We start from the raw sequence: 23,357 nt of genomic DNA, 5'->3' as shown, positions 1-23,357 counted from the left end.
GACCCCTTTCAAACTGTAAAACCCTGCAATTTCTTTCGATCCTTTCAGATCCTAACCTCGGCCGAGATCCTTTATCTGGCGCGCTCTAGGCCTATGGTTTTGCGGTAATCCACTTTTGCAAAAAATTTTATTGATGCGGCGCGCAGGCGGGAGCGGAAGAGCGCGGTTTCCGTGACGCAGACGCGGCGGTGGGCGTCGCCGCCATGCGCTGGGAGGCTGTGAGCGTGCGCATGCTTCACGTATGATGCAGCGCTGCCCGATGGCTGCTTCTTCATGCGGCGCCATTCCCTGGCCATGCTCAGGCGCTGTCAGGCAGATAGAAGAAGGCCCCACTTTGTGGGGCCTTCTTTGCTTGGTGGCTTACTCGATGATGGGGGATAGCTGGCTGGCCAACTGCTTGGCTTGTTGGCCATGTCCGGTCATGGCCCCGCTGTTACCGGGGGCTGGCCCGTTGCCGTGGGTGTGGCTGGCAGTGGCTGCGGCCAGCTGCTCTACCACGTTCATCAGCTGCAGCAGCAGCCGGAAGATGTTCACGCTGTCGGACCCCATCCACGAACGGGGCGCCTCCAGGTGTTGCAGTTCGCCGGCAACCGCCCGGCGCAGCTGGCCCACCACCTCGACCAGATCCCCCGCCGTGGTCTGGCTCATGTTGCCCAGACTCCCCAGGGTGAGGTCATCCCCGGCCAACAGCTCGATGGCGCCCAGCGCCTCGATGAGCTTGAACCCGCCCACTTCCTCGATGCTGTGCTGGGCTACCTGCAGCTGATGCTGGCCATGTTCCCCCAGGTAGTCGTCACTCTGGTGGTGCATCTGCAGGGCTTGGTCATGCAGGCGTCGGTCGGTGTGGCGGGAGAGGTTACCCACGGTGTCGGTGCGGCTGGCCACCTCGGCCCGTTGCTGCTGCAACTGCTCGCCCGGGGCGATGTCCGGCAGGGACCAGCCACTGCCGAGCACGGTACGGATAAAGGGCCGGTCGGCCCGCCCAAAGGCAAAGCCCAGCTCAACCAGTGTCCCCTCGATGGGGAACTGCAGCAGGCCTTGCTCCTGCCCGCCGAACTGCACTGGCAGCGGCACGGCCCGATAAAGTGGGGCGGCCTTGTCCGGCTGGCCATCCTCACCCAGCAGTTGCACGTCCACCGCATAGCGGGGGCGAAAGGGGTCATTGAGCTGGCCAGCGCTGGCCTGATCGCTGATGGCCTCGACCCGTCCGAACTTGGGCAGGTGCATCTTGTCGGCCAGCTCCGGGAATTCCCCCTCTATCTTGCGCCGCTCTGGCGACTTGGTGACCTTGCCCGGGGTGGCCGTGGTCAGGGTCATCTCGTCGCCCTTGAGCCGCACCCGCATCACCCGCTTGCCGTTGATGATGGTACCGGGCCGGATGGACGGGACCGGCGACAGGGTCAGGGTGTCGCCCGCCTGGCGGCCTGACCAAGCGGGATCGAGCGTGACCTCCTTGTCATGCCAGCGGCTGTGGGCGTGGCTGCCCACAAAGATGGCGCCATTGGGTTGCTGGTACCAGACAAAGTCGGGCACCTCAAAGGCGCGGCCAGCGTTGTCGAGCAGCTGATAACCGGTGCCGGCGCTGGTGAAGTTGGGGATCGGCCGGTCGGTGTAATCGCTGCCCTGGGGCAGCAGGAAGGTCAGACCGGTCTGGTCGGTCAGCCAGGCCAGCAGGCCGCGCAGGGTGGCATGTTGTTGGCTGACCGGCAGCCGTGAGCCCAGGGCACCGGCCAGCTCGCGGCACAGCAGCTTGCTGGCGCCATTGGCGGCAGGCTGCACGTCGTACACGTAACCTGTGAACCAGCGGCGCAGGTCGCCGTTGTAGCCGGTGTCCAAGGTGAAGGTCTGCCCCTTGCGGGCCGTTCCTTCAATGGTCAGGGCGGCGCGGCCGCCGGCGTTGATGTCCAACACCAGGTCATGGTCGACCAGGTGCACCGGCTGGCCGGCGAGGGTCAGTGACGTGGAGAGTTTCATGCCAGCATGTCATCCATCGGTTTGAGCACATAGCGCTCGAAGCTGCTGAGGTCTTGCTCGTCGTCGCCAGTCCCTTTGGCGCCTGGCTTGGCGGTGCTGGTGTTGGCGGTACTCTGGCCCACGGTGGGGGCTTTCTTCGGCAAGCGTTGTTCGCGCTTCTCCGGTACCGAGTTGAACTCTTTCAAGGTGAACTGCACCTGCCAGGCCAGCAGCCCCTCCTGTTCGCTGGCGGTGATGCGCCCGGCAAACTTGGCCTGGCGCACCTTCACCGACTTGGCCAGGAGCGAGCCGACCCGGTAGACGTGGCGTTTGCCGCCATTGCCCTTGGCATCGGCCAACTCAAACAGCCGGCTGAGCATGCGCTCATCCTTGAACGGGATGAGGCCGGATACGTCGAGCTCCTTGCCCTTGGCGCCCTGTTCGGCGCTGCTGGTTGAGCTGGTCTGGCCGCTCTGGTCCTTGTCCTGAAACTGCATCGATGCGGATACCCGCATCGACTTCATGACGATGGGCTCGCCATCGAGGGTCAGCATGGCTTGGCTCATGGGGTTAACTCCTGCCAGAAGGTGAGCGGGGAGGGGGAGAGCAGCAGAGCCCCAACAGTCATGCTCTGGCTGTGGTCGGGTGGGGAGCTCTGCCCGAGCTGGGTGGCGAGGCTGGCCGTATCCCCCTGACCTTGCCAGTGCCAGAGCGTGCCGGACAGCGTGCCCAGCTTGGCCAAGGTCTCGGCGAGTTGTGCCAGGCGAGCGGTGCGGCGTGTCGCCAGTCCCTGCAGCTTGGCGATCGGGGTCTGGCTGTCACGGGCCAGGCTCTCCAGCTGGGCCAGCTCTGCCCCCAACACCATGCGGGCCGGGCGCAGTGGTGCCCAGCTCAGCGGCTCATCGGCGCGCCAGCGCGGCACCTTGGCCGCCGTGGGCTGGCTCATGGTGTCGTTGTTGGCGTGAAGGCGCCGCAGGGTGGCGCACCACTCCGGCAGTGGCAGCAGGGCGCAGAGGATAGCCAGCTGCCTGGCCAGCTCCTCGGCGCTATTGCCGGTGACCAGCCAGGCGAGGGCATGCAGTTGCCCGCTGGGCAGAAGGGGATCAGCCCCGTCCTGCAGCTTGGCGGCCAGGGTGGCCACCGCATTGGGGGCGGCCAAGCTGAATTGTTGTCCCTGCTGTTGGCCGACCCCGTGCTGGTAGGGGGTGACGGTCAGACAACGGCCAGTGACCAGCAACTGGTCGAGCTCGGCGCGCAGACCCGCCAGCGCGGTGGCCGCCTCGCTTAGCGGGCTGCGTGGGTATTGGGCACGCTCGGCCACGCTCTGTAGGCGCGCCATAGCACTGGTTTGGGTGGCCGGGATCTGGGCCAGCACGCCCTGGGCGTTGGCCTGCAGGCTGGCGGCACTGGCCGGCCAGCGTAGCGCCCCTTGTGTCCAACTCATTGCGGCATCTCTGGCCAGTTGACCTCGGTGGGCCAGCCTTCACTTTGTGGCAGGCGGTAGAGGGCGACCCGGTAGCGCTGCCAGGCGGTGAGCTGTTTGCGTTCGGCCTCGCTGATGATGCCCAACGCCTCGGCATCCTCCAGCGGCGCCATGGTGGTGGCGGCCTGTTTGAGCAGCGTCGTGAGGCGGGCCTGCTGCTGCGTCTCGGTCGGCGGCGCGAGGGTGATCACCTCGATATCGCCAAACTCGCCAAATACAGCCCGGCTGTAGAGCTCGCGGCCATGCTCCTCCGAGTCATCCTTGCGGGCGGCGAACTGCACCTGCTCAGGCAGGTGGGCAAACAGCACGTCCAGGGTGATGCTGTCGGGATCCGCTGCGTAATGGCGTGGGTTCGCAGCGGTTAGCACTTCAATGCGTTCCATGATGTTCTCCTCTCTTATGCAACCCGGATCCACAGGGTGGTGCGGTCATCCCAGCGGTCATCGCTGTTATCTGTGACGAACCCCAAGCACTTCCAGGTGCCCGGCAAGGCCCAATCGCGATTCTGGCCCCACTCGGAGGCGTTGGCAGGGCGCAGCGACGAGCCGGCGATGGTGGCAGATGGATTCATGGCCGCGGCATGGCCCGGGATCACAGCGGCCATCATGTAGGTACCTACCTGCCCCCAACCGCTGGCGACGATGTCCTGGTTGCCTTGCGCGGCCGTGTGGTTGTGGGTGTAGTGGGGCTGGTTTCCCGGGCTGTAGCAACGGCCCGTGCCGTCATTCACCGTGCCCACAAAGGAGCCGTTCCCTGCGGCATCAATCGTCAGGCGGGTGGCGGTGGCTCCCCCTTGACCGTTGGAGGAAGCAATCCGAAACGCGCCATCGGTCGCAAGGTAGGTCATCACCGCCCATTTGCCCGGGATGTGGTATTCGGTCATTGCGTAGTTGGGATCCGAGATCCCTAAGCGCCAGCCCACCTCCCAGCCAGTGGCTGCCTGGTTGAGCCACTGACGAAACGCAGTCTGGCTGGCGCAGTAGCGCAGATAGCTGTCGTTGCCGTAGTCGACCCGAAAGGCCACGGCGCCGACCATACGTTGTTCATCAACCAGGTTGGTGCGCAAGGTGCGGACTAGGAGATCGCCGGAGCCGTCGCGTAGGGCATAGGTGTTGGCCGATGGATCGTAACTGGGGGCAATGTTGGCGAGCTTGCCCAGACCCACGTCATCGGCGCTCGGCTTGTTCAGGGTGTTGTAATCCCGGGCCCAGGGTGTGAAGGCCCCGGTGTTGTACTGGGCGCGGGTATAGACCCGGCTGGTGTTGTAGACGTGGTAACGCTGCTGCACCCCGGCGCCGACGGTCACTGTCAGGGAGCCGGCTTTAGGCTCGGGATAGTTGAGTGAGGCCGCGGCATTGGCATCGGACTCCTGGCGAAACACGCTGGGGGTGATGAGGGTGTTCAGGTCTTCCTTGGCCAGCGGGATCGGATTGGTCAGCGTGCCCGGGTGGGTGTGGTTGGCAGCAGCCAGATCCGGTTTGTTGGTCACCTCGCTATAGCTAGGCCAGCGGCTGGCGGTGGCCGGTATCTGGTCGAGCTCATTCCACCGGTGGCGGTGGCTGCCGTCTTTTATCTCCACCGCGATGGTGACGCCTTGGGCATCTTCCAGGATGCCCTTGCCGGCCACGTCCCCGGTCAGCTCGATGGTGCGCTTGCGGCGCACGTCGGTGACGCTGCCATTGGCATTGACGATGGCCACCTTGGCCACATGGTGCTGATAGCCGTTGCTGTCTAGGTAGTCGGTGAGCTCTGGCACGCTTAAGGTCAGAGTGAAGTGATTCACCCAGGCATCGAGCAAGGAGCCCGCCCGGTAGATGTCGAGCCAGAGCCCCACCGGCTTGGCTCCCGGGGTCACCTTCTTGACCTCGTTCAGCTCCGCCCGCAGGCCGCCCACGTAGGCCACCCCGGGTTGCACCTTGTAGACCCCGGACTCGATACCTAAGTTAAAGCCGTTGCCGTAGAAGGTGGCCGGCCCGAAGAACTGCAGCGCCTGCAGGCGCAGGTCGTCGTCCATCCCGCGCAGGCGGGCGGCATAGTCTATCTGCCAGGTGCTGGCGTCCACGTGGGTGGCGGTGGCCTCAGCCGCCCGGTCGTACTCCATCAGCATGGATTTCACCAGGCTGTTGCCGGTCTGGCCGGTGGCCTCATTGGTCTTGAGTTTGGTCTCCAGCCCCTTGTGCACAATCATCCCCACCACGCCGGTGGCCTTGTTGATGAGGTACATGGCGTTGAAGCTGAAATCGCCGACCGTGGTGTCCATTACGATGGTGTAAGCCACTGCATCGTTGTTGATACGCCCGCGCTGGTCCACCGGGTGGCGGTGCACAATCTGGCCCGCCTGCGGCAGGCCGCTGTCCGGGTTGATGGCGGCATCGGGATCGAGATCCGGCACGTTGGCCAGCACGAACTCATCGAGCACCACCGGTGCCTGGGTGGCGAGGCACTCCTGCCAGTAGCGGGAGAAGGCGTTGGTAATGATTTGGCTCATGCGTTCCTCTTGAGTGATGCGCCGAACACCTGCTGGCTCATGTCGATACGACCGAACCGCAGGGTGCCGGTGACCGGGTAAACCACCTGAAAGCGATAGCGGCGGCAGGTGCGGCCATAGTGTTGAATGAGGGTTTCCATCAGTTTCTGGTTGGCTGCGATGGCGCCGTCGGTCACCTCGATGGTGATGACGTCCCAGGGGGCGCCGGCCTGGCGTTCGTGGATGTCACACCAGCCGATGCCCAGGCGCTCAAAAATGCGCTTAAAGCCGGCCACCTCACCGGCGTCCCGGGCGTTCACAAAGGCGAATTTGACTCGTTTGCGAAAGAGCAGCAGCGGCTCGCCGTTGAAGCGGGTGATGTCACGCTCCCAGGCGAGCAGCGAGAGCAGGGACTCCGAGCAGGTCAGCGGGTCTTGCTGGGCCAGCGGCAGCAACAGCCAGCCTTTGAGCCGCTGCCAGAAGGCGTTGATGCCACGCGCCAGAAACCCGGGCTCGGCGTGGGCCGGGCTGATGGTGTAACCGTCTTCCCACCAGGGGGCGCTGGCATCGGGTAGCACCGGCGCCTGCCGGCCGTGTTCAAGCGGGGTCGGGTTACTCATGCAGGGTCACCGCCAGCTTGTCGAGGCGCGGGATGGCCAGCCCCGACACGATGTCATCCTGCGCAAACTTGAGGCTCTGCAGCTGCGGGAACTGGCTGTGCAGCTCGCGGCCCAGCTGCGAGAGCGAGAAGCGCGAGCGCGGCCAGGTACGGGTCACGGCCGGAAAGTCCGCCGACTGGCGAAACGCCGCCTTGACCAGATTCTCGGCGCCCGCCTTGAGCGCGGCCAACTGCTCATCGGAGAGGTTGGGCTGGGGCCAGAGCTCCAGCGTCAGGCTGTGCTGGGTTTCGGGCATGGGCATCACGAACAGGTCATCCCCATGTCCATGGTTGCCCTGGCGGCCCACGTAGTCGTTGAGCTGCTCAATGAGGCTGGCTGGGGTCGCGCCCACCTCCAGCAGGATGTAGGCATTGGCGGTACCCGGGCCACGGGGGCCTTCATGTTCAAAGAAGATGTGATCGGCCCGGATCCCCGCCACGTTTGCCAGCATGGAGCGGTAAATCGCGTCGATGTGGTAGCGACCCACCGCCGAAAACTGGTTCTGGATGCGCAGGCCGAGCGCGTCGTTGCCCTCGGCATCGGCGCCCTGGGTGGTGATCCATTCCTTGTCATCGTTGCGGGCCGACAGGATGCCGGTCACCGGTTCACTGAGCAGGTTGTAATAGCCCGGCGCCAGATTCCAGGCGCTGCCGGCAAACTCCGCCTCGCAGACCACCCGGGCAACCGCTTCGCCGGCGGGGCTCACTACCGCCTGCAGGGGTTTGAGGCGGTAGATGGTGCCGTTGATGCGCTCGGTGGCGATCCAGATATCGGCCGGGATGGTGGCGGCCTCGCTCGGATTAGCCTTGACGAAGTTGACCAGGCCCCGTGTGGTCTGGGCCGCCTTGCGGGTCAAGTCCACATCCCAGGCCTTGAGGTCGAGATAGGCATCGGTGGCGGTGGCTGCGAAGGTGTTGGGCAGCACATGGCCGGCCAGCAGGGTACGGACCAGCCAGAGCGCCGGGGTTATAACCACCCCGCGCACCAGCCGCCAGAATGGGCTCACGTCGCTGTCGTTGGTGATGAGGGAGCCGGCGGCCACCACCTCCTTTTTGAGCTCGGCCTCCATGGCCTGTTCGGTGGTTGGGACGCCGGTCTCGGCCAGCAGGGCCATAAAGTCCACGGTCGGGCGCAGGTTCACAGGGTTACCTCCAAATCGCCGAATTCATAGGTGCGAGCGGTGACCAGCACCCGGTCGGGGACCTCTTCACGGATGAGGATGGTGCCGGGCACCAGCCGCTCGTCGTCTTCTACCAGCAGTTCAATCTCGGTCATCACGTCGCTGCGCAGGGTCGGGCTGCGCTCGCCAATGAGCTTGCGGGCGAGCCCCGACTCCATGATGCGGTGCTTGATGTCCTGACCGATGCTGTGGCGGTCCTGGGTGTAGCGCGGCTGGCCGCCGGCATCGAGTTGCCAGGCGCCGTTGACGACCAGGAGATCGATGTACTTAGGTTCGTGGGTCAGGGGGTCATTCATCATTTGGTCTCCAGCCAGACGTTCTCGGCCATCTGCTCCGGGGTCATCGGGTTCTGGTTGGTGATGTGCACCTCGCCGACGTGCAGGGACTTGGCCGGCTTCTGGTTGGCAGAGGTCGCGGCCGCGTTGGCCTGGATCAGCTGCTGGCCAATGCCACCGGATGGCACCTTGCTCTGGTCTTGCTGGCGGTAGCGGGCGAGGGGCGCGTTGACCGTCTCCTGTTGTCGCTCTTGCGCTGGCACATTCATCACCCCGGGCATGACCGGCACATTCAGTGGCGGCATGCTCGGCATGGCGAGATCCGGCATGCTGCCGAGCTCGATGTTGACGCCCGGGATCATGTTGAGCTTGTCGATCAACCAGTCCACGGCTTTGCCCAGCAACTGGAAGGGACTTAGGTTGGCAAGCAACTGCATGAAGTTGGCCCAGCCGGCGGCTGCTCCATCGATCATCGCCTGGATGGCGTCGAACACGCCCCAGTCTGCCAGGGTCTTTTTCAGGTCGTCCCAGTAGTAGATGACCGCCGCGACGGTGCCGATCAGCAGCACAATGCCCGCGATGATCAGGCCGATGGGGTTGGCATACATGGCAATGTTGACGGCCAGCATGATGGCGCGAAAGGCAACCAGCCCGGCTTTGAGCAGGTTGAGCGGCGCCATGATGACGGTCCAGGCGATGCCGAGCCCCAGGGTGGCCAGCTTGGCGAGCCCGGCAACCAGCATCCACACCCCGGTGACCATACTCAGTCCGACGATGGCGAGCAGGGTATAGCTCACCACCTTGGTCAGGTTCGGGAAGAGGTGCGTCCAGCGCAGCACATCATTGGCGCCATCGGCAAAGACGCCGACCACCGCATTGATGGCAGGTAGCACCACCCCGAAGGCGGCGGCACGAATGGCGAACCATCCCTGTGTCACCCGTTCCCACTGGTCGGTCATGGAGGCGGCCATCTGCTCGGCCTTGCCCATGCCGTGGGTGTTGGCCAGCGCGTTGATGTTGGTGGCCAGCCCCTTGGTGTTGGTCATCAGCAGCTTGATCATGGCGACTGCCTCATCCGAGCCGAAGGCCTTCTTGAGCTCGTCCCCCTCGGCCACGCTCATGGTCTCGCCGTAACGCATCTTGAGCTTGTCCAGGATGGTCAGCACCGGCAGCATGTTGCCTGCCGAGTCGGTGAACTGCATGCCGAGCGCCTTCTGAGCGCCACCGACACCAGCCAGGAACGACTTGAACTTGGTACCGGCCTCGCCGCCACTCATGGTGGCCTGCAGTTGGCCGATCACGGCGAACTGCTCATCCATCGAGACGCCCGCGGCGGTGGCGTTGGCACCGATCGCCCCAAAGGCATCGGCCATGCCCTGGCCGGTGGTCTTGAACAGCTGCACCGCCAGCGCGGTCTTGCCGGCCACATCTTCGACCCAGTTGGCCTTGCCCATCTGCTTGGCCTGCTGTTCGAAGATGCCGTACATGGTGCCCATGTAGTTGGTGATGGTGGCGGTATCGGCTTTGGTGGCCTTGGCCAGGGTGGTGGAGGCGCGGGTAAAAGCGGGCAGTTCATTGCCCTCCAGCCCGGCGATCGCGGATTGGATATCGTAGGAGGAGCGCACGATCTCGGTGGCCGACTCACCATACTGGATGGAGAGTTTGAGCGCCTCGCGACCGAGCGCCCCGAGCACATCCTTTTGCACATCGAGAGAGGCCACTTCCGCCAGCGCCCGATCCATTTCGATGGCGGGGCCCAGAGCCCCCTGGATCGCCATGACGCCGCCGGCGACGGTGGTGGCCCCCATGGCCATGCTGCCCCAGCCCTGGCGGCCAGCCTTGCTGACCTTGTCCATCTGGGCATTGATGCCGGCAAGGGGCTTGGTGACCTGGTCAACCAACGCCACCTGCATCATCAATTTTTCCATCCAGGCCATAGGGGTCTCTTATCCGTTCAGTGCTTTGGCGATGCCCTCGGCCACGGCGATGGCGTTGGAATCTCGGTGGTACTTGTCTAACCAGGTAGCGCGGGCCAGGCTCTCGATGTCGTCATCCTCATGGGGCAGGTAGTAGCGTCGCAGCGCCAATACTTGTTCAAGCTGGTTGCGCTCGATGGCCTCGGCACGCGCGGTCAGTTTTTTACGGTGATTTCCAGATCAGGGGCGAACTCTTTGTTGATCGCGCCCGCCAGCTGCAGCGCAGCGCTGGGACGCTTGAGCAGATCATCGAGCGCCTCTTTGCTCTCGGTGCAGACGATCTTCTTCAGGTAGTTGTGGGCCGGCGCCACCTTGTCGTTGGGCATCATGTCGTTGATGAAGCCGTTGTAGGCGGTCATGGTCGGTTCAAAGCTGATGTCGGTACCGGCGATGGTCAGGGTGATTTTTTTGCTCATGGGGTGGTTTCCTCTTGTTCAATCCAATGGTTCAGGGTGTTGAGTTGGGTCTGGCAGCGGCGCATGGCCGTCTGCAGGGTGGGGATAAACCGCACGGCGTCGCCGTAGGTGCTCCCCGTGAATTCAGGCTCCGGGCAGTGGGGCACCAGCCCCGGCGGCGGCAGTCGCTTCACTACCTGGGTTTGCACCACTGCGGTGGGCTGGCTGGAGCAGGCGCAAAGCGCCACCAGGCAGAGGCTCGCGAGCGCAATCTGGGCGGCCCGCCGGCGGTGTGGCCAGGGCGTGTTGCAGTTCATCGGCGGTTTTCCTGTTCTGGTTGTCGAGCTCGGTCAATGCCGCGTTCTGGTCGTTAAGCAGTAAGCGCAGACCCTTTGCCTGCATCAGCAGTTCCTGGAGGGCGGTCGCTTGCTGGGTGTTGACTGCCTGCAGGATGTTGATGGTGTCGTTGGCGTTGGCCAGCTCCTTGGTGCGCTGCGTGAGTCGTTCGCCTTGGGTAAACAGAATGGTGCCAAGCACAAAGCCGATGATGGTCGGCAGGAACCGGATGAGCGTGCTCATGCTTCCCCCATCGACAACTGGGCAGGGGTACCTATGGGCAGCTCACCGGCCGGCATCGGTTCATGCAGCGGCCAGCGGTAGCCGGTGACGCGGGTCAGCGGAAATTCACGGATATTCACCTCATCCCCTTGGTTGCCACCGAGCACCAACAGGTTGCCGGAGGGTGACTTGCCGACCACGAACCCCACATGACCACCACCGTCACGGGTGAACACCACCACGCAGCCTGGCACGGGGCTATCCAGTTTCTCGCCCCATCCCAAGTAGCTTTTGGCACTCTCAAAGCGGGTTGACTGGATGCCGACCCGTTCCAGGCAAGCCCCGACAAAGGCGGCGCACCACGGGGTTTCATCGTCTTTGATGCCGCCCCGCTTGATTGCCTTCCACATGTCCAGGATGGCCTGGGCATGCTTGGGCCCTTTTATCTCTTTCAGGCCCAAGAACTGGCGGGCCTCTTCAATCCAGCGCAGTGACATGTCAGTTTTCCTTCTTGTTGAACATCAGTGCGGCCCGGTCGCGGATGATGTCGATCCCAAGCAGTCCCACCATGCCACCCAGTAACGGGGTGGCCTCCTGGGGGATCCCGAGCAAGTGGGTCCCGGTGGCAGCAGCCAGAGTGATGAGGCCGCACAGCAAGGATTCGATCAGCCGGCGGCGACCCCGCCCACCGGCATAGGTGATGCGCAGGAAGGCGATGGCCAGCGCCAGCAGTGCCCCATAGACAGCGGGCCAGTTATCCATCAACCAGGTCAGCATGGCGGCCCAGAGGGTGGGGTCTTTGTTTGGCATAGGGTTCATATCCCGTTCTCGATGCTTATTGGCCGCGACGCTCTGCGCGGCTCTGGCAGGGCACACATTTGCGCACCCCGGGTACTCGCTGGCGGCGTTCCTCCGGGATCGGGTCATCGCACGCTTCGCAAAGGTGCAAGCTCTCGCCCTGGTAGTGGCTGCGGCCAAGCTGGCTATCCAGCTGGGCCGCCAGCATCCGCTCGGCGTGTTGGTTGGCACGGTCGATCAGATCCATCGGTTAGCCCTTGAGGTGACGGGTGTCGTCATCCGACAGGTACGGCATGCCGTTGATGTGCACGAAGTCCGGGGAGGTGACGAACCCCTTGATTTTGTGCACCCCCTTGCTGCCGCCCTTGGGATCGATATCGAGCAGGTCAGAGATCACCAGCTTCACGCCAAAGGCTTCCACCTTCATGGTCTCGTCGCCGGTGTCGGCGTAGAACAGCACATCGTCCGGCTTCATGCCGCGCCAGCTGCCCTGACGCTTGGCGCTCTCACACAGCATCTTGAAGTTCTTGGCATCGAGCTCGAACTCCAGCTCTGCGGCCACATCCCCATCGATATAGCCATCAGGGATGCCACGGGTTTGCGCCACGGCGCTGTTGTCGGTGATGGAGAGGCTGGCCTTCTCGATGTGCACCATGGTGCCCATCAGGGTGGTATCGAAGGACTGGCCTGAAATACGGCGGGTCATGGGTTAGCCCTCCCCGTTGTTGAGGATCAAATCGAGCATGATGTTGACGGTGATCCCTTTGGGGCAGTCCACGGTGCGCACCACCACATAGATGGAGACCAGGTTCTTGGCGGTCCACTGGATGCGGATGTCGCCATCCTTGGGGGAGGCGATGTCACCCGGGAACGGTTGGCCGTTGATGGTGATGGCGCTGGCCATCTGGCGCAGGTCCTTGCCAAAGAACATGACGGCGGCCTCGGTGCTGCCCGGGGTGGAGTTGAACGAGCGATCGCCGATGCGGGCTATGGCGCGCAGGCGCATCCGGCGGGCGACCTTGTAAGCAATGCGCAGGTTTTCGATCACCTGGTAGTCGCCGCCCTCGACGTCCAGGGTGCGGCCATCGGCCCAATAGGTGCCGTCAAAGTCCGGGTACCACATAGGCACCGAGTAACGGCTGGCTTCCAGGGTCTGCAGGGTGGCCAGCGGCAGTTCGGTGCCGTCCTTGTCCTTGGGGGTCGCCCCAAGGCCGACCACAGCGCCGGTTTTCACCCGGCAAGGGCTGTCTGCGATGCTCACTGCCCGGTTGCACAGGCGGCCGGCGTAAGCCCCGATGAGGTTGGGCCACAGCTGCGGGATCAGGGAGACCGATTCCGCCGCGATGCCATCCTGCAGGGCGGCCAGTTCTGCCTCGTATTCACTCCAGTCCTGACCACCCTCGGCGGTGGAGACGATACCCGGTACCGCCAGCAGCATGGCTTGCCAGCGACCCCATTTGGCGATCAGCTCCTGGTTGAGGGCGTGGGCGGCGTTGATTTTCGCCTTATCCCACTCCTGCCCCAGCACCACGACGGCCTCGAATGACTGGGTTTTCTGGACGGTGCGAACGGCATCCTTCCAATCCATGTCGGTCGGCAGCACGAAGGCGGCGGCCGTCCAGTTCTGGCCAGCGTTGGCCATGGCAGCCTGCAGGTTGGTTTTCAGCTCGCTGTCAGCCTCGCCCAGCAGCTTGTCAAAGTCCGACTGGGTATTGAGCGAGAGCAGCTTGTTGGTGTTGGTCGGCGCACTGCCGATGAACAGCAGGTGACGCTCGACTTCCGTCACGGGCCCCTGCATCTGGTTCAAGTTGTTGATCTGTACATAAGGCCACATGCCGTTATTTCCCCTTCATGCCTTGTTTGTTGACGTCCCAGCCGTAGTTGATGCTCTGCAGCGCGCGGGCAAAGGCCTGCTCGCGCTGCTGGGTGTTGGCGCCCAGGAATGGGCGGGCGGGTAGCTGGATCTCCCAGCTCTCTTTCACCGGTTCATCCTTGAGTTTCTTGATAAGCAACCCTGCCTGGGCGTAGTTGAGGTTGCCCGTTATCCAGCCCAGTGAAGCCGAGCGGTATGCCCGCTTGCGCTTGCCCGGGCGCTTGAACCCCAGTTCCCGCAACTTGCGGGCTTGTGCCTTGCTGGCCTGCTTGTTTTTGCCGCCGTCGCTGGGGGCAATACGGCGCCGGCTGGCTGCCGTTACCTTGTAGGTGTGCCCCTTCTGGTGGGTGTTGGCGATGACCCCGGCGTGGGCGCTCATGGTGCCCTTGGTGAACCCCAGCTCTGCCACGTCCTGACGAGGCTCGCGGATCTGCAACAGCTTGGGCAGGCCACGCAACATCTTGCGTTTGCCCCGCTTGCGCGGTGCCCACGGCTGGCCGTTGGGGTCTTGTTGCTGGCGCACGTTACGGGCGGCCAGCTTCTTCATCTCGTTGGCTGCGCGCCACACCAGGCGCTTGCGCTTCTTGGGTGGCAGGGCCAGCAGGTTGAGCTGGTCTTTGCTGCGGCGAGTGTCCAGGGTGATGGTGATCATGACTGGCCACCGACCTGGTGATGGCCGGTATCACCCACGTTCAGGTCGATATGGTCGGCCACCCAGATTTCATACGGACCCACGTTCCAGCGTTTGCCCATCCAGTTGATCGGGCCTTGCGGATGCTCGATAAGGCGAAGCGGCTCGGTAAAGGCGAGCTGGATCTCGAGATCGGCGGTCTTCTCATCGTTTGGGGTGACGGCGTAATCGGGATCGTCCAGCTCGAACTTCTCGCGGAATGGGTCGTTCTCCTGCACCCAGGCGGCGACAGCGGCCAACACGATGGCCGGATCCAGTTCGCGAAACGGCAGCTGCTCGATGGTGAACACCGCCTGATAGGTGAGCCAGGCCACATCCACCCCAGTGGGGCCCATGTTCTTGGGCTCCAGCCGGATGGTGCCGTTCTCCATCCAGCTATCCAGCGACTTGTGGCACTTGGCCGGGAGCACCCGCAACAGCTCGGCGTGGAGCGCCTGCAGGAAATAGCCCTGGGCCTGTTGCTCGTTCATGCCTGCATTTTTATCTGGGCTCATATCAGCGAGACCCCCGCTCTGTGCTTGCCCTTGATGCTGCGCACCAACTGCTGACTCTCGGCCAGCAGGTGGGCGCGCTGGTCTGGCGATCGCTCTACCTGGTTGTTGGCGGTGGCCCGCTCGGTGACGCTGGCGAACTCGGGCAGCAGGGCCGCCTTGGCGCGGGCAAAGACGGCGGCCAGATACTGCTCTGTCAGCGCATTGGTGCCGCCTTCCAGGCTGGGCCCGGGTACCTCGGCGGCGGTGGTGTAGCCCTTGCCCAGCAGCGCGGCCTGATGGCTTTCGAGCTGCAGGTTGATTTCAGAGACGGCGGCCAGCAGGGCGGCGCCGGTGGTCTGGGTATCCAGATCAGCAGGCAGGGCGCGGCGGCGCTCGAAGTCAGCGACGGCCACATCCGGCCAGAACCCGTCATTGCGGATAGTGGCGGCGCTGTAGTCGATGTCCTTGCCTGCAAACATGGCTTGCCTCGCTGGTTGGTTGAAATGGGGCACCCCTGTAGCCACGCAATTGCCGCTGGGTTAGCCAAAGGCTGCCCATGGCATTCGCGCCGGGGTGCGGTGGCGCGGAGAGTCTTATTGCTCCGGATTCAGCGCCCGCAGGCGCATGGCAATCTTTTGGCGCAAGGTGCCGACGCCCACCTTGCTGTGCAGCTTGTCGGCCTGGGCCAGCCAGTGATCGGCTTGTTCCAGGGTGGCGTTGTCGCCCACTGCGCTGGGGCGGGGCTGGCCGTCGTGGTCACGCAGCAGCAGGCAACCGGCGGCCTTGAACCACTTGGCGGTCAACCGCTCGTTGAGGCGCCAGTCATTGCGCACCTTGTCGAATACCCGGGAGAACCAGGGCTCGACGGCATGACCCTCGGCGGACTGCTTCTCGGCCCACTCCAGCACGGTGTCGGCCACGAAGTGGGCCCAGTCGCGCTTGATGTTGTTCGGGGTGCGCTGCCCCTGAGCAATGGCGAGCTCTGCCCAGGCAATGCCTGCATCAAAATCCCCGACGTCAAAGGCCCAGATGATGAGGCGCTGAAACAGCTCGTTCTGGTAGGGCTGGCCGGACTCACTGATGGCGGCCAGATAGCGCTCCACATAGGGGCGGTACTTGGGCATCAGCTCATCGCGTTTCATGTTCACCCGGTCACCGATGCGCGCCAGTTTGCGCAAGCGGGCAATGTCCTGTTCCAGGGCAACCAGTTGCAGGTGCAGGCTGTCTGCCACTGCACCGGTGGCCATGCCAGAGCAGGCGGCCTGCTCGGCCCCCTGCATGGCTTGAACGCGCTGCTTGTGACGTTGACCGGGTGAGCTCATGACTTAGGCCTCGGGCGCTGCCGGTGCGGCGCCGATCTCGATGTCGGCCTCTTCAAAGCCGCCATAGGCCAGGTGCTCGCCCAGGGCATAGCCTTCCATGCGCCAGTACTGGTTATCGAAGCACTTGCGATCCTGGTTATCCTCGGCCTTGCGGTTGCGCGTACCGCGCTGGGTGTAGCAGTGCAGGTTGTCCAGGGTGGTGACCACCATCCGCTTGCCCGGGAAGAAGGGCGGGATGTAGGCCTTGCGCCCGGCGATGGACTCGGCCAGCTTCTGGGCGGCGATCTGCTCGCTCGGCTTGGTGGCTTCGCTGTAGAGCTTGGCCTGGGCAGCTGCCACAAGTTCGGTACCGACCAGCACCACCAAGCGTGGGTCTTGGCGGAACAGGGGATCGATGGTGGTGTTGATAAGATCGGAGGCCATCTCGTCCAGGGTCTTGTAATCGCCCTTGCCGTCCGGGTCGAAGTGGATTTTCTTGCCGGCCCCGGCCTTGATGATCTGGCTACCTTTGTTCCACTCGCGGGCGATCTGATGCCAACCCTTGTTGACATCTTCACCCAGCGGATGAGCATCGGGGTCGGTAGTCTCTTCGGCAGAGACGCCGTTCCAGCCGACCCGCAGGATGTCGAGGGCGAATGCCGTGTTGATGAACTCACCGACCAGGCGGATGAACTCGCCCTCGCTGCCGGCGTTGGCCCAGACGCACAGGGTCGCCCAGTCGAGCGAGGCGCACGAATCGGTCTCGGTCAGCTCGTAGGTGTTGCCATCCACGCCGACCTTGCCGTTGAAGCGGCCATTTTTCTTGCGGCCGGTGAACAGCTTGCCGATGCCGACTTGCACCACCTGGCCCTTGATCTGATCCACATCCATGCAGGTGATGAGGTTCAGGAACTCGACCGAGGCGAGCAGGCCCGCGCGCAGGCCGGTTTCCACCGGGCCACTGATGACGCTGAACTGTTTGTCCAGCACGTTAACGGGGATGCCATAGGTCTTGGCCAGGGCAGCACTGTATTTTTCGAGGCGCTGACGGGCCTGGACGGTTAGGGTCTGACTCACGGTCGCTCCTTAATATGCGGTGGGGGTATCGTCACCGCCGAGCTCACCTGGGCGCTGGCCCGGCACTTCAACGGAGAACTTGTCGATCTTGGCGGTCAGTTCTGAGAGCTGGGTTTGCAGCTGGTTGAACTGCTCGGTGGTGACGCCGGGTTTGTCTTCTTTTGCCGGGTCGATGACCGGGGCCGGTTCGGTCTCCGGTTTGGTTTCCAGCTTGGCGCTGAAGGCATCGATCTTGGTGCCAAGGCCTGTCAGGGCCCCCAGCATCTGATCGAACTGTTCTGGTTTCATTTCCTCATCCTCGGATTGGCTGGGGGTGGGTTGTGGTTCGTGCTCGCCATGGCTGGACAGTAGGTTGAACAGCTTTGAGAGCAGGCTGTCGGGCTTCTCGTGCTTGGGCAGCTTGAGCATGGAGAGATCCAGCGGTTCGCTGGTGCCGATGGTTTGGCCCTTGCTGCTCTTGCTGAACTTGAGATGGGTGGTGCCGGTGCTGGCTGGCTGGTCGGTGACGCCCAGGCCAATCAAGTAGGTTCGGCCCAGATCGGCGAATTGCTCGAACGGTTCGATGGAACAGAACTGGTACTGGCCGCTTTGGTTCCAGTAGACGAGATCCCGGTTGGGGCAGAGGACGGCGAACAGTTTGAGCTTGCCGTCGACCTCTTCGGTCTTGAGCGCCTGCACGGTGCCATAGCTGGACCAGCGATCGTGCTCTGGCCAGATGACGGCGGTGTAATAGGTCGGGTCGTAGGTCTCGGCCATGTCGACCAGCCAGTCGCGGGTGATGTCTCGGCCGTCCACCGCTTTGCCTTCGGTGGCGATACAGACAAAGCCAGTTCTCAAGGTTGATTCGTTCATGCCTGCTCCCAATTGATACGGGCTCAGGCTATCGGGTCGGGAAGGGGTATTCATCCGGTTGTGTTCGGGGGGATTCGGATCCTGCTGGATATCCGAATTGCTCAGAACATCAGTGGGATAAGTGGGGATAGTGGGCTGGCTATGATGGCGCCATCATTCATATTGATGGAGGCGCCGTGGCGTATCCCGAAGAGATCCGCAATGCCGCGCGGGGACTCTACCTTAAGCGATGGACCCCCCAGGAGATCAAGGACGAACTAGGTCTGAACTCCTGCCGCATTGTCTACTACTGGGCCGAAAAGCTCGGCTGGCGGGAGCTGCTCACTGATGAAGCGGTAGAGGATGCCATTGCCCGCCGCCTGCACTCCCTGTTGGGGCGTGAGAAGAAAACCAGCGCCGAGATGGATGAGATTGACCGGCTGGTCTGCCACCATGTCAGCCTGAAAGAGAAGGCCCTCAAGTGGGCCGAGCGGCAGCAGGCGCTCGCCGCTCGCCGCGAGAGTGGCGATGAACCGACCGCCGAACGGCCGCGCCGTGGCCGAGGTGGCCAGGATAGTGGCAGCAGCAAGGGCAAGGGCGGCAAGAAGGCCAAGAACGAGGTCGGCCACCTGACAGCCGATGACTTTGCCGAGTGGCTGGGTACCTTGTTTGGCTATCAGCTGCGCTGCCGGGAGGCCAAGAACGACCCGGCCTTGCCGCGCACCCGTAATATCCTCAAATCCCGCCAGATCGGCATGACTTACTACTTCGCCGGCGAGGCGCTGGAAGATGCGATTCTGACCGGCGGTAACCAGATCTTCCTGTCAGCCACCCGGGCCCAGGCGGAGGTGTTCCGCTCCTACATCTGCAAGATTGCCCAGACCTTCCTTGGGCTGACCCTGACCGGTAACCCCATCGTCTTGTCGAACGGGGCAGAGCTGCACTTCTGCTCGACCAACTCTAACAGCGCCCAGTCCCGTTCCGGCAACGTCTACATCGACGAGTACTTCTGGATCCCCAACTTCGAGAAGCTGTCGGACGTGGCCAGCGCCATGGCGACCCAGAGCCGCTGGCGCAAAACTTACTTCTCGACCCCATCCAGCAAGGTTCACGAAGCGTACCGGTTCTGGACCGGGGATCGCTGGAAGGGACAGCGCCCGAGCCGGGTGGCCATCGACTTCCCTGGTGAAGATGAGATGCGCGATGGCGGACGGGTCTGCCAAGACCGTCAGTGGCGCTATGTCATCACCATCGAGGATGCTATTCGCCTGGGCTGCAACCTCATCGACATTGAGGATCTCAAAGACGAATACCCGGAGGAGGTGTTCGATCGCCTCTACCTGTGCCGCTTTATCGACGATGCGCTGTCGGTGTTCAAGTTCCAGGATATGGAGCGGGCAGGGGTGGACCCGACCCGGTGGGAGGACTACAAGCCCGGGCGGCCTGACCCGTTCGGGCGGCGAGAGGTGTGGATGGGCTACGACCCGAGCCGCACCCGCGACAACGCCACCCTGGTGGTGGTCGCCCCACCCACCGTTGCTGGCGAACGGTTCCGGGTGCTGGAAAAGCACTACTGGCGCGGGCTCAACTTCCAGTACCAAGCGCAGGAGATCACGCGGATCGCCAAGAAATTCCGGGTCACCTATCTCGGGGTCGATGTATCCGGTATCGGCTCCGGGGTCTATGACCTCTTGAAACCCGTGTTCAAAGGGGTATGTCACCCCATCAACTACAGCATCGAGAGCAAGTCGCGGCTGGTGCTCAAGATGATCGACGTGGTGGAGGCCAACCGTATCGAGTGGGACAGCGCGGACCGGGATATTCCGCTGGCGTTCCTTGCCATCAAGCGCAGCACCACTGGCGGCGGTCAGATGACGTTTCGGGCCGCCCGCGACAATGTGACCGGACACGCTGACGTGTTCTTTGCCATCGCCCACGCCGTGGCCAATGAGCCGCTCGATACCAACCGCAAACGCAAATCCAGCTGGGTCACCAGCCAGGAGAGAAAGGCAGCATGACCAAACGACAGCAAGCACAGGCCAAGGTGGCCACCCCTTCCGCGCGTCCCTCCGTGGTGTTCAGCATGCCGGAAGAGATAGACCCCACCGCCTGGATGACTGACTACACCGGGGTGTTCTACAACCCCTACGGCGAGTATTACCAGCCGCCCATCGAGCGCAAGGGGCTGGCCAAGGTAGTGCGGGCCAATGCCCACCACGGGGCCATCCTGATGGCGCGGCGCAACATGGTTGCGGGGCGCTTTACCAACCAGCGCGCAACCATCACCGCGTTCGTGCACAACTATCTGCAGTTCGGGGATGCGGGCATGCTCAAGCTGCGTAACGGCTTTGGCCAAGTGGTCGGGCTGCACCCGCTCTCCAGCGTCTACTTGCGCCGGCGCGAAGACGGTTGCTTTGTTTATTTGCAGCAGCAGGGCAAGCCGAACCTGATTTACCGGCCGGAGGACGTGATCTGGCTGGCCCAGTACGATCCTGAGCAACAGGTCTATGGGATGCCCGATTACCTGGGCGGCCTGCAGTCGGCCCTGCTCAATCAGGATGCCACCCTGTTTCGGCGCAAATACTTCCTCAACGGCGCCCACATGGGGTTCATCTTCTACGCCACTGACCCGAACATGGACGACGACACCGAGCAGGAGATGAAAGACAAGATCGCCAACAGCAAGGGGGTGGGGAACTTTCGCTCCATGTTCGTCAACATCCCGGACGGCAAGCCCGACGGCATAAAGCTTATTCCGGTGGGGGACATCGCCACCAAGGACGAGTTTGCGGCCATCAAGGGGATCACCGCCCAGGACGTATTGACCAGCCACCGCTTTCCGGCCGCGCTGGCCGGCATTATTCCGACCAATGGCGGGGGAGGGCTCGGGGATCCCGAGAAGTATGATGCCACCTATGCCCGCAACGAGGTGCTGCCGTTGTGTGAGCTTATCCAGGATGCCATCAACAGCGCGGGACTCCCTCGCTCCCTCTGGGTCGATTTTCGGGAGAATATCGGTTCAACTGTATAAACAAACAGTGTTTGCTATGGCAAGATAGGCTGTTGATTTGGATAGAGAAGGGGGCGTAATGCGGGTTTATTGCAAAGTGTGTGGCCAGCGGGGCCGCATTACCAAGACCAACCGACTGAGCGATGATGTCTCGGATCTCTATTGTCAGTGCACCGATGCCGAGTGTGGCCACAGCTGGGTGGCCACCTTGTCGTTCGCCCACACCTTAAGCCCCTCGGCCAAGACTACCAACCAGCTGGTGCTGAGCCTGATGGGGTCGCTGACCCCAGAGGGGCGGCAGTTGATACTGAAAGGACTGGGGGCGCAGTAGCGCCCCCAGTTGTTTTTCCTCTCTCGCATTGTGGATCCCCACTAGGTAGAGGCACCGTGGCCGCTAGCCACAGCCTTCCCACTTCATTACCCCATTTTGCTGACTTGCGTCAAAAAATTAACCAAAAATCAGTATCATAGATAACTTATTGATGACTGAGATGGTCAGCGTTTGATACCCTTTATCATCTATCCCTCACTGTTCCAAAGGCAACCGAGGCGTACCTGATGGTTTTTCCAGCTTCAATCCGGTTAAAAGCAGCGTGCAGGGAGCTGAAACCCCTTGCGGTAGCCATCTTGTTTACCAGGAGATGAGATACAAGGCGATAGATAATAGTGAGACTCATTATCGGATAATAAGGAGAGGTTCCACATATCCACGGCGTGGGCCAAGCCGGTTAGCGTAGAATATTGAAATGTCATAGATATTTTTAATGCATCAAAAAGTTTGTTGAATATATACAGAACAGAGGCTCGTTATTATGTGGAAACTTTTTGCATAATAAATTGTTAGGCATCAGAAACCGTAACCTGTTTACGTCACGATCCAGCCTCCGAAAACTTCACCAGAAAAAACTCATTGAGATATAACCATGAATAAAAAATCTTCCCAAGGAAAAAAGCCAGGAGAGTTAGATGTTAACGGCTATCCAATCCCAAGATATATCGTCCATGGCGGCCCTGAACTGGCAAAACTACGGGGTCTTCCAGACTCAGAGTGTCAGTTCTTTGATGAGCTACCGAACTCGGAAGAACATCGTAAGAATCAAGATGCGATGTGGGCACGCTGGGTAAATGCTGGAGCCGAACACATTTACCCTTAGGCAGAACTCGTTGTACTGAAATAGCAGCTCTGCTGCCTAACAAGTCATCCCAGCCGACCCCGTACCGGGGCGGCTGAATTCCAACGTTATGCACACAAGGAAGAGGCCATGAGCAAACCTGACATCGCACTGATATATGAAGAAAGCCTTCCGGAAGATCTATTCCAAGATTTCAAAGAGGGGCTTAGCGATGACAAAATTAAAGTATCAGTCGAGTCTAGACCTCCAAGTGGGCCTCAAGCATGTTTAGAATGGTTCATCTTTCCACTTGTAGCCGCTTACATTTCAAAGCCATATTTTGAAGCTTTTTTCGGAGAAATGGGGAAAGACCATTACGCCATTCTTAAGAAAAAGCTTTCTGAAACCACGACAAAAGTTATGTCGCAACCAAAAATTGAGCCCGTGCTTTACGGCACAAAAGGGAAAATCAGTAAAGACAACCCTTACACCTTAGCCTTCGCAATATATGCAGAGGCTAACGATAACCACAGGTTCAAACTACTTATCCCAAAACCAGCAGATGACAATAATTACAATGAAATTATTGAAATATTCCTAGAATTTCTATCGGAGTATCATTCTGGTATAAAAGAACTTAGCGCTATCGGTTTCGAAAAAAATAGCAAGCCTCCTAGTGGCTTGATTTTTGTACATGTAAACCCTGCCACAAAAACAATAGAGTGGCTTGACCACATGAAGAGCGCATAACAAATGGTTTAAACCGTTCGCTTCGCTCACTGGGACGGGCTAAAGCCCGCCCCTTAACCAAACGTTAACTGTATTTGTCTGTACGTATCGAGGTTTCTGTGAAGATAGAAAAAGCCAAGATCGAAGATTATCAAAAGTACTTGAGTGAAAAATCAAGACCTCCAAGTAAAGGAGGAAATACGAAAGCTCTGCACTCTCACCTACTCGTCATTGATGGAGAGAAATACAGCTTTCTTGCGCTAGGTTCACAGCAATGGGTATTCAAAACTGACCTCGTTAGCTTTGAGTACGAACTGAACGGCCAGTATAAGAACATTAAGAAAGAGACGCTTGTTACCGTCGATAAGAATGGTAAGGAAGTAGTCCGAGGTAATCGAGGCTTCAAAAAGCAGTTGCGCACTGCGGATACTCGAATGCCTGTCAGTCGTCGTGAAATGAACAGTTAACAAGGCGCATCAGTACGCGGCCGATGGCCGCCGGACGCCCTTTTCATTG

Annotated in this window: 30 protein-coding genes; 6 read left to right on the top strand and 24 right to left on the bottom strand. The window is 61.5% G+C overall.

What is annotated here, in order from left to right; genetic code table 11:
- Positions 1-360 precede the first annotated feature (360 nt).
- The 24 genes from IU367_RS12240 to IU367_RS12125 all read right to left on the bottom strand — a co-directional run bounded on the left by IU367_RS12240 (position 361) and on the right by IU367_RS12125 (position 18,011).
- Positions 361-1,974 (bottom strand): hypothetical protein, encoded by a 1,614-nt coding sequence (locus tag IU367_RS12240; RefSeq protein ID WP_274452030.1) that lies wholly within the window; start codon positions 1,972-1,974, stop codon positions 361-363.
- The gene (locus tag IU367_RS12235) at positions 1,971-2,519 is read right to left on the bottom strand and encodes a baseplate complex protein (RefSeq protein WP_274452029.1); all 549 of its coding nucleotides are present in this window, start codon (positions 2,517-2,519) and stop codon (positions 1,971-1,973) included. Before IU367_RS12235 ends, IU367_RS12240 begins: the two co-directional genes overlap by 4 nt.
- Complete coding sequence (locus IU367_RS12230) at positions 2,516-3,397, bottom strand: hypothetical protein (protein WP_274452028.1); 882 nt, start codon at positions 3,395-3,397, stop codon at positions 2,516-2,518. Before IU367_RS12230 ends, IU367_RS12235 begins: the two co-directional genes overlap by 4 nt.
- Positions 3,394-3,819 carry a tail fiber assembly protein gene (locus tag IU367_RS12225; protein ID WP_274452027.1) on the bottom strand — a complete coding sequence of 142 codons (426 nt, stop codon included), beginning with the start codon at positions 3,817-3,819 and terminating at the stop codon, positions 3,394-3,396. The genes IU367_RS12230 and IU367_RS12225 overlap by 4 nt, the downstream gene beginning before the upstream one ends.
- Positions 3,820-3,833: 14 nt before the next feature.
- Entirely contained in the window at positions 3,834-5,924 is a 2,091-nt protein-coding gene (locus IU367_RS12220) for a phage tail-collar fiber domain-containing protein (protein ID WP_274452026.1), read from the bottom strand.
- On the bottom strand, positions 5,921-6,523 hold the full coding sequence (locus tag IU367_RS12215; protein WP_274452025.1) for a phage tail protein: 603 nt from the start codon (positions 6,521-6,523) through the stop codon (positions 5,921-5,923). The genes IU367_RS12220 and IU367_RS12215 overlap by 4 nt, the downstream gene beginning before the upstream one ends.
- Positions 6,516-7,703, bottom strand: a complete 1,188-nt coding sequence (locus IU367_RS12210) for a baseplate J/gp47 family protein (RefSeq protein WP_274452024.1) — start codon at positions 7,701-7,703, stop codon at positions 6,516-6,518. The genes IU367_RS12215 and IU367_RS12210 overlap by 8 nt, the downstream gene beginning before the upstream one ends.
- On the bottom strand, positions 7,700-8,038 hold the full coding sequence (locus IU367_RS12205; protein WP_274452023.1) for a DUF2590 family protein: 339 nt from the start codon (positions 8,036-8,038) through the stop codon (positions 7,700-7,702). Before IU367_RS12205 ends, IU367_RS12210 begins: the two co-directional genes overlap by 4 nt.
- Complete coding sequence (locus IU367_RS12200; RefSeq protein ID WP_274452022.1) at positions 8,038-9,954, bottom strand: phage tail tape measure protein; 1,917 nt, start codon at positions 9,952-9,954, stop codon at positions 8,038-8,040. Before IU367_RS12200 ends, IU367_RS12205 begins: the two co-directional genes overlap by 1 nt.
- Before the next feature lie 9 nt (positions 9,955-9,963).
- The gene (locus tag IU367_RS12195) at positions 9,964-10,104 is read right to left on the bottom strand and encodes a DUF6890 family protein (RefSeq protein ID WP_274452021.1); all 141 of its coding nucleotides are present in this window, start codon (positions 10,102-10,104) and stop codon (positions 9,964-9,966) included.
- A gap of 44 nt (positions 10,105-10,148) precedes the next feature.
- Positions 10,149-10,409 carry a putative phage tail assembly chaperone gene (locus IU367_RS12190; RefSeq protein WP_226169276.1) on the bottom strand — a complete coding sequence of 87 codons (261 nt, stop codon included), beginning with the start codon at positions 10,407-10,409 and terminating at the stop codon, positions 10,149-10,151.
- Entirely contained in the window at positions 10,406-10,636 is a 231-nt protein-coding gene (lysC, locus tag IU367_RS12185) for an Rz1-like lysis system protein LysC (protein WP_274452020.1), read from the bottom strand. The genes IU367_RS12190 and lysC overlap by 4 nt, the downstream gene beginning before the upstream one ends.
- The gene (locus tag IU367_RS12180; protein WP_274452019.1) at positions 10,533-10,967 is read right to left on the bottom strand and encodes a hypothetical protein; all 435 of its coding nucleotides are present in this window, start codon (positions 10,965-10,967) and stop codon (positions 10,533-10,535) included. The genes lysC and IU367_RS12180 overlap by 104 nt, the downstream gene beginning before the upstream one ends.
- On the bottom strand, positions 10,964-11,443 hold the full coding sequence (locus tag IU367_RS12175) for a TIGR02594 family protein (RefSeq protein ID WP_274452018.1): 480 nt from the start codon (positions 11,441-11,443) through the stop codon (positions 10,964-10,966). Before IU367_RS12175 ends, IU367_RS12180 begins: the two co-directional genes overlap by 4 nt.
- 1 nt (position 11,444) lies before the next feature.
- Positions 11,445-11,756 carry a phage holin, lambda family gene (locus tag IU367_RS12170; RefSeq protein WP_274452017.1) on the bottom strand — a complete coding sequence of 104 codons (312 nt, stop codon included), beginning with the start codon at positions 11,754-11,756 and terminating at the stop codon, positions 11,445-11,447.
- A gap of 25 nt (positions 11,757-11,781) precedes the next feature.
- Positions 11,782-11,991, bottom strand: a complete 210-nt coding sequence (locus tag IU367_RS12165) for a TraR/DksA family transcriptional regulator (RefSeq protein WP_042871617.1) — start codon at positions 11,989-11,991, stop codon at positions 11,782-11,784.
- 3 nt (positions 11,992-11,994) lie between these two features.
- On the bottom strand, positions 11,995-12,450 hold the full coding sequence (locus IU367_RS12160; RefSeq protein ID WP_042654650.1) for a phage protein: 456 nt from the start codon (positions 12,448-12,450) through the stop codon (positions 11,995-11,997).
- A 3-nt stretch (positions 12,451-12,453) separates the two neighbouring features.
- On the bottom strand, positions 12,454-13,578 hold the full coding sequence (locus IU367_RS12155; RefSeq protein ID WP_274452016.1) for a DUF2586 domain-containing protein: 1,125 nt from the start codon (positions 13,576-13,578) through the stop codon (positions 12,454-12,456).
- 4 nt (positions 13,579-13,582) lie between these two features.
- Entirely contained in the window at positions 13,583-14,269 is a 687-nt protein-coding gene (locus IU367_RS12150; protein WP_274452015.1) for a phage virion morphogenesis family protein, read from the bottom strand.
- Positions 14,266-14,778 carry a phage tail protein gene (locus tag IU367_RS12145; protein WP_420796503.1) on the bottom strand — a complete coding sequence of 171 codons (513 nt, stop codon included), beginning with the start codon at positions 14,776-14,778 and terminating at the stop codon, positions 14,266-14,268. The genes IU367_RS12150 and IU367_RS12145 overlap by 4 nt, the downstream gene beginning before the upstream one ends.
- A gap of 20 nt (positions 14,779-14,798) precedes the next feature.
- Positions 14,799-15,260, bottom strand: a complete 462-nt coding sequence (locus tag IU367_RS12140; RefSeq protein WP_274452013.1) for a head completion/stabilization protein — start codon at positions 15,258-15,260, stop codon at positions 14,799-14,801.
- A gap of 114 nt (positions 15,261-15,374) precedes the next feature.
- Entirely contained in the window at positions 15,375-16,103 is a 729-nt protein-coding gene (locus IU367_RS12135) for a phage terminase small subunit (protein WP_274452012.1), read from the bottom strand.
- A gap of 3 nt (positions 16,104-16,106) precedes the next feature.
- Positions 16,107-17,159 (bottom strand): phage major capsid protein, P2 family, encoded by a 1,053-nt coding sequence (locus IU367_RS12130; RefSeq protein WP_274452011.1) that lies wholly within the window; start codon positions 17,157-17,159, stop codon positions 16,107-16,109.
- A 9-nt stretch (positions 17,160-17,168) separates the two neighbouring features.
- A complete protein-coding gene (locus tag IU367_RS12125) occupies positions 17,169-18,011 on the bottom strand; it encodes a GPO family capsid scaffolding protein (protein WP_274452010.1) in 843 nt (280 codons plus the stop codon).
- Between the two features lie 176 nt (positions 18,012-18,187).
- On the opposite strand from IU367_RS12125, the gene IU367_RS12120 reads away from it, so the two are divergent.
- From IU367_RS12120 to IU367_RS12095, 6 genes are all read left to right on the top strand, one after another.
- Positions 18,188-20,008 carry a terminase large subunit domain-containing protein gene (locus IU367_RS12120; protein WP_274452009.1) on the top strand — a complete coding sequence of 607 codons (1,821 nt, stop codon included), beginning with the start codon at positions 18,188-18,190 and terminating at the stop codon, positions 20,006-20,008.
- Entirely contained in the window at positions 20,005-21,021 is a 1,017-nt protein-coding gene (locus IU367_RS12115; protein ID WP_274452008.1) for a phage portal protein, read from the top strand. Before IU367_RS12120 ends, IU367_RS12115 begins: the two co-directional genes overlap by 4 nt.
- A gap of 58 nt (positions 21,022-21,079) precedes the next feature.
- On the top strand, positions 21,080-21,331 hold the full coding sequence (locus IU367_RS12110) for an Ogr/Delta-like zinc finger protein (RefSeq protein WP_139401308.1): 252 nt from the start codon (positions 21,080-21,082) through the stop codon (positions 21,329-21,331).
- 592 nt (positions 21,332-21,923) lie between these two features.
- Positions 21,924-22,154: a hypothetical protein gene (locus IU367_RS12105; protein ID WP_274452007.1), complete on the top strand. Its 231-nt coding sequence runs from the start codon at positions 21,924-21,926 to the stop codon at positions 22,152-22,154.
- 108 nt (positions 22,155-22,262) lie between these two features.
- Complete coding sequence (locus IU367_RS12100) at positions 22,263-22,862, top strand: hypothetical protein (RefSeq protein ID WP_274452006.1); 600 nt, start codon at positions 22,263-22,265, stop codon at positions 22,860-22,862.
- Positions 22,863-22,960: 98 nt separating this feature from the next.
- Positions 22,961-23,308, top strand: a complete 348-nt coding sequence (locus IU367_RS12095) for a hypothetical protein (protein ID WP_274452005.1) — start codon at positions 22,961-22,963, stop codon at positions 23,306-23,308.
- The last annotated feature ends 49 nt before the right edge of the window (positions 23,309-23,357 follow it).

The sequence above is a fragment of the Aeromonas bestiarum genome, from assembly GCF_028751155.1.
Lineage (GTDB): Bacteria > Pseudomonadota > Gammaproteobacteria > Enterobacterales > Aeromonadaceae > Aeromonas > Aeromonas bestiarum.
Note: the sequence above shows the minus strand (reverse complement) of the source record. Positions and strands in the feature narration are given on the sequence as shown.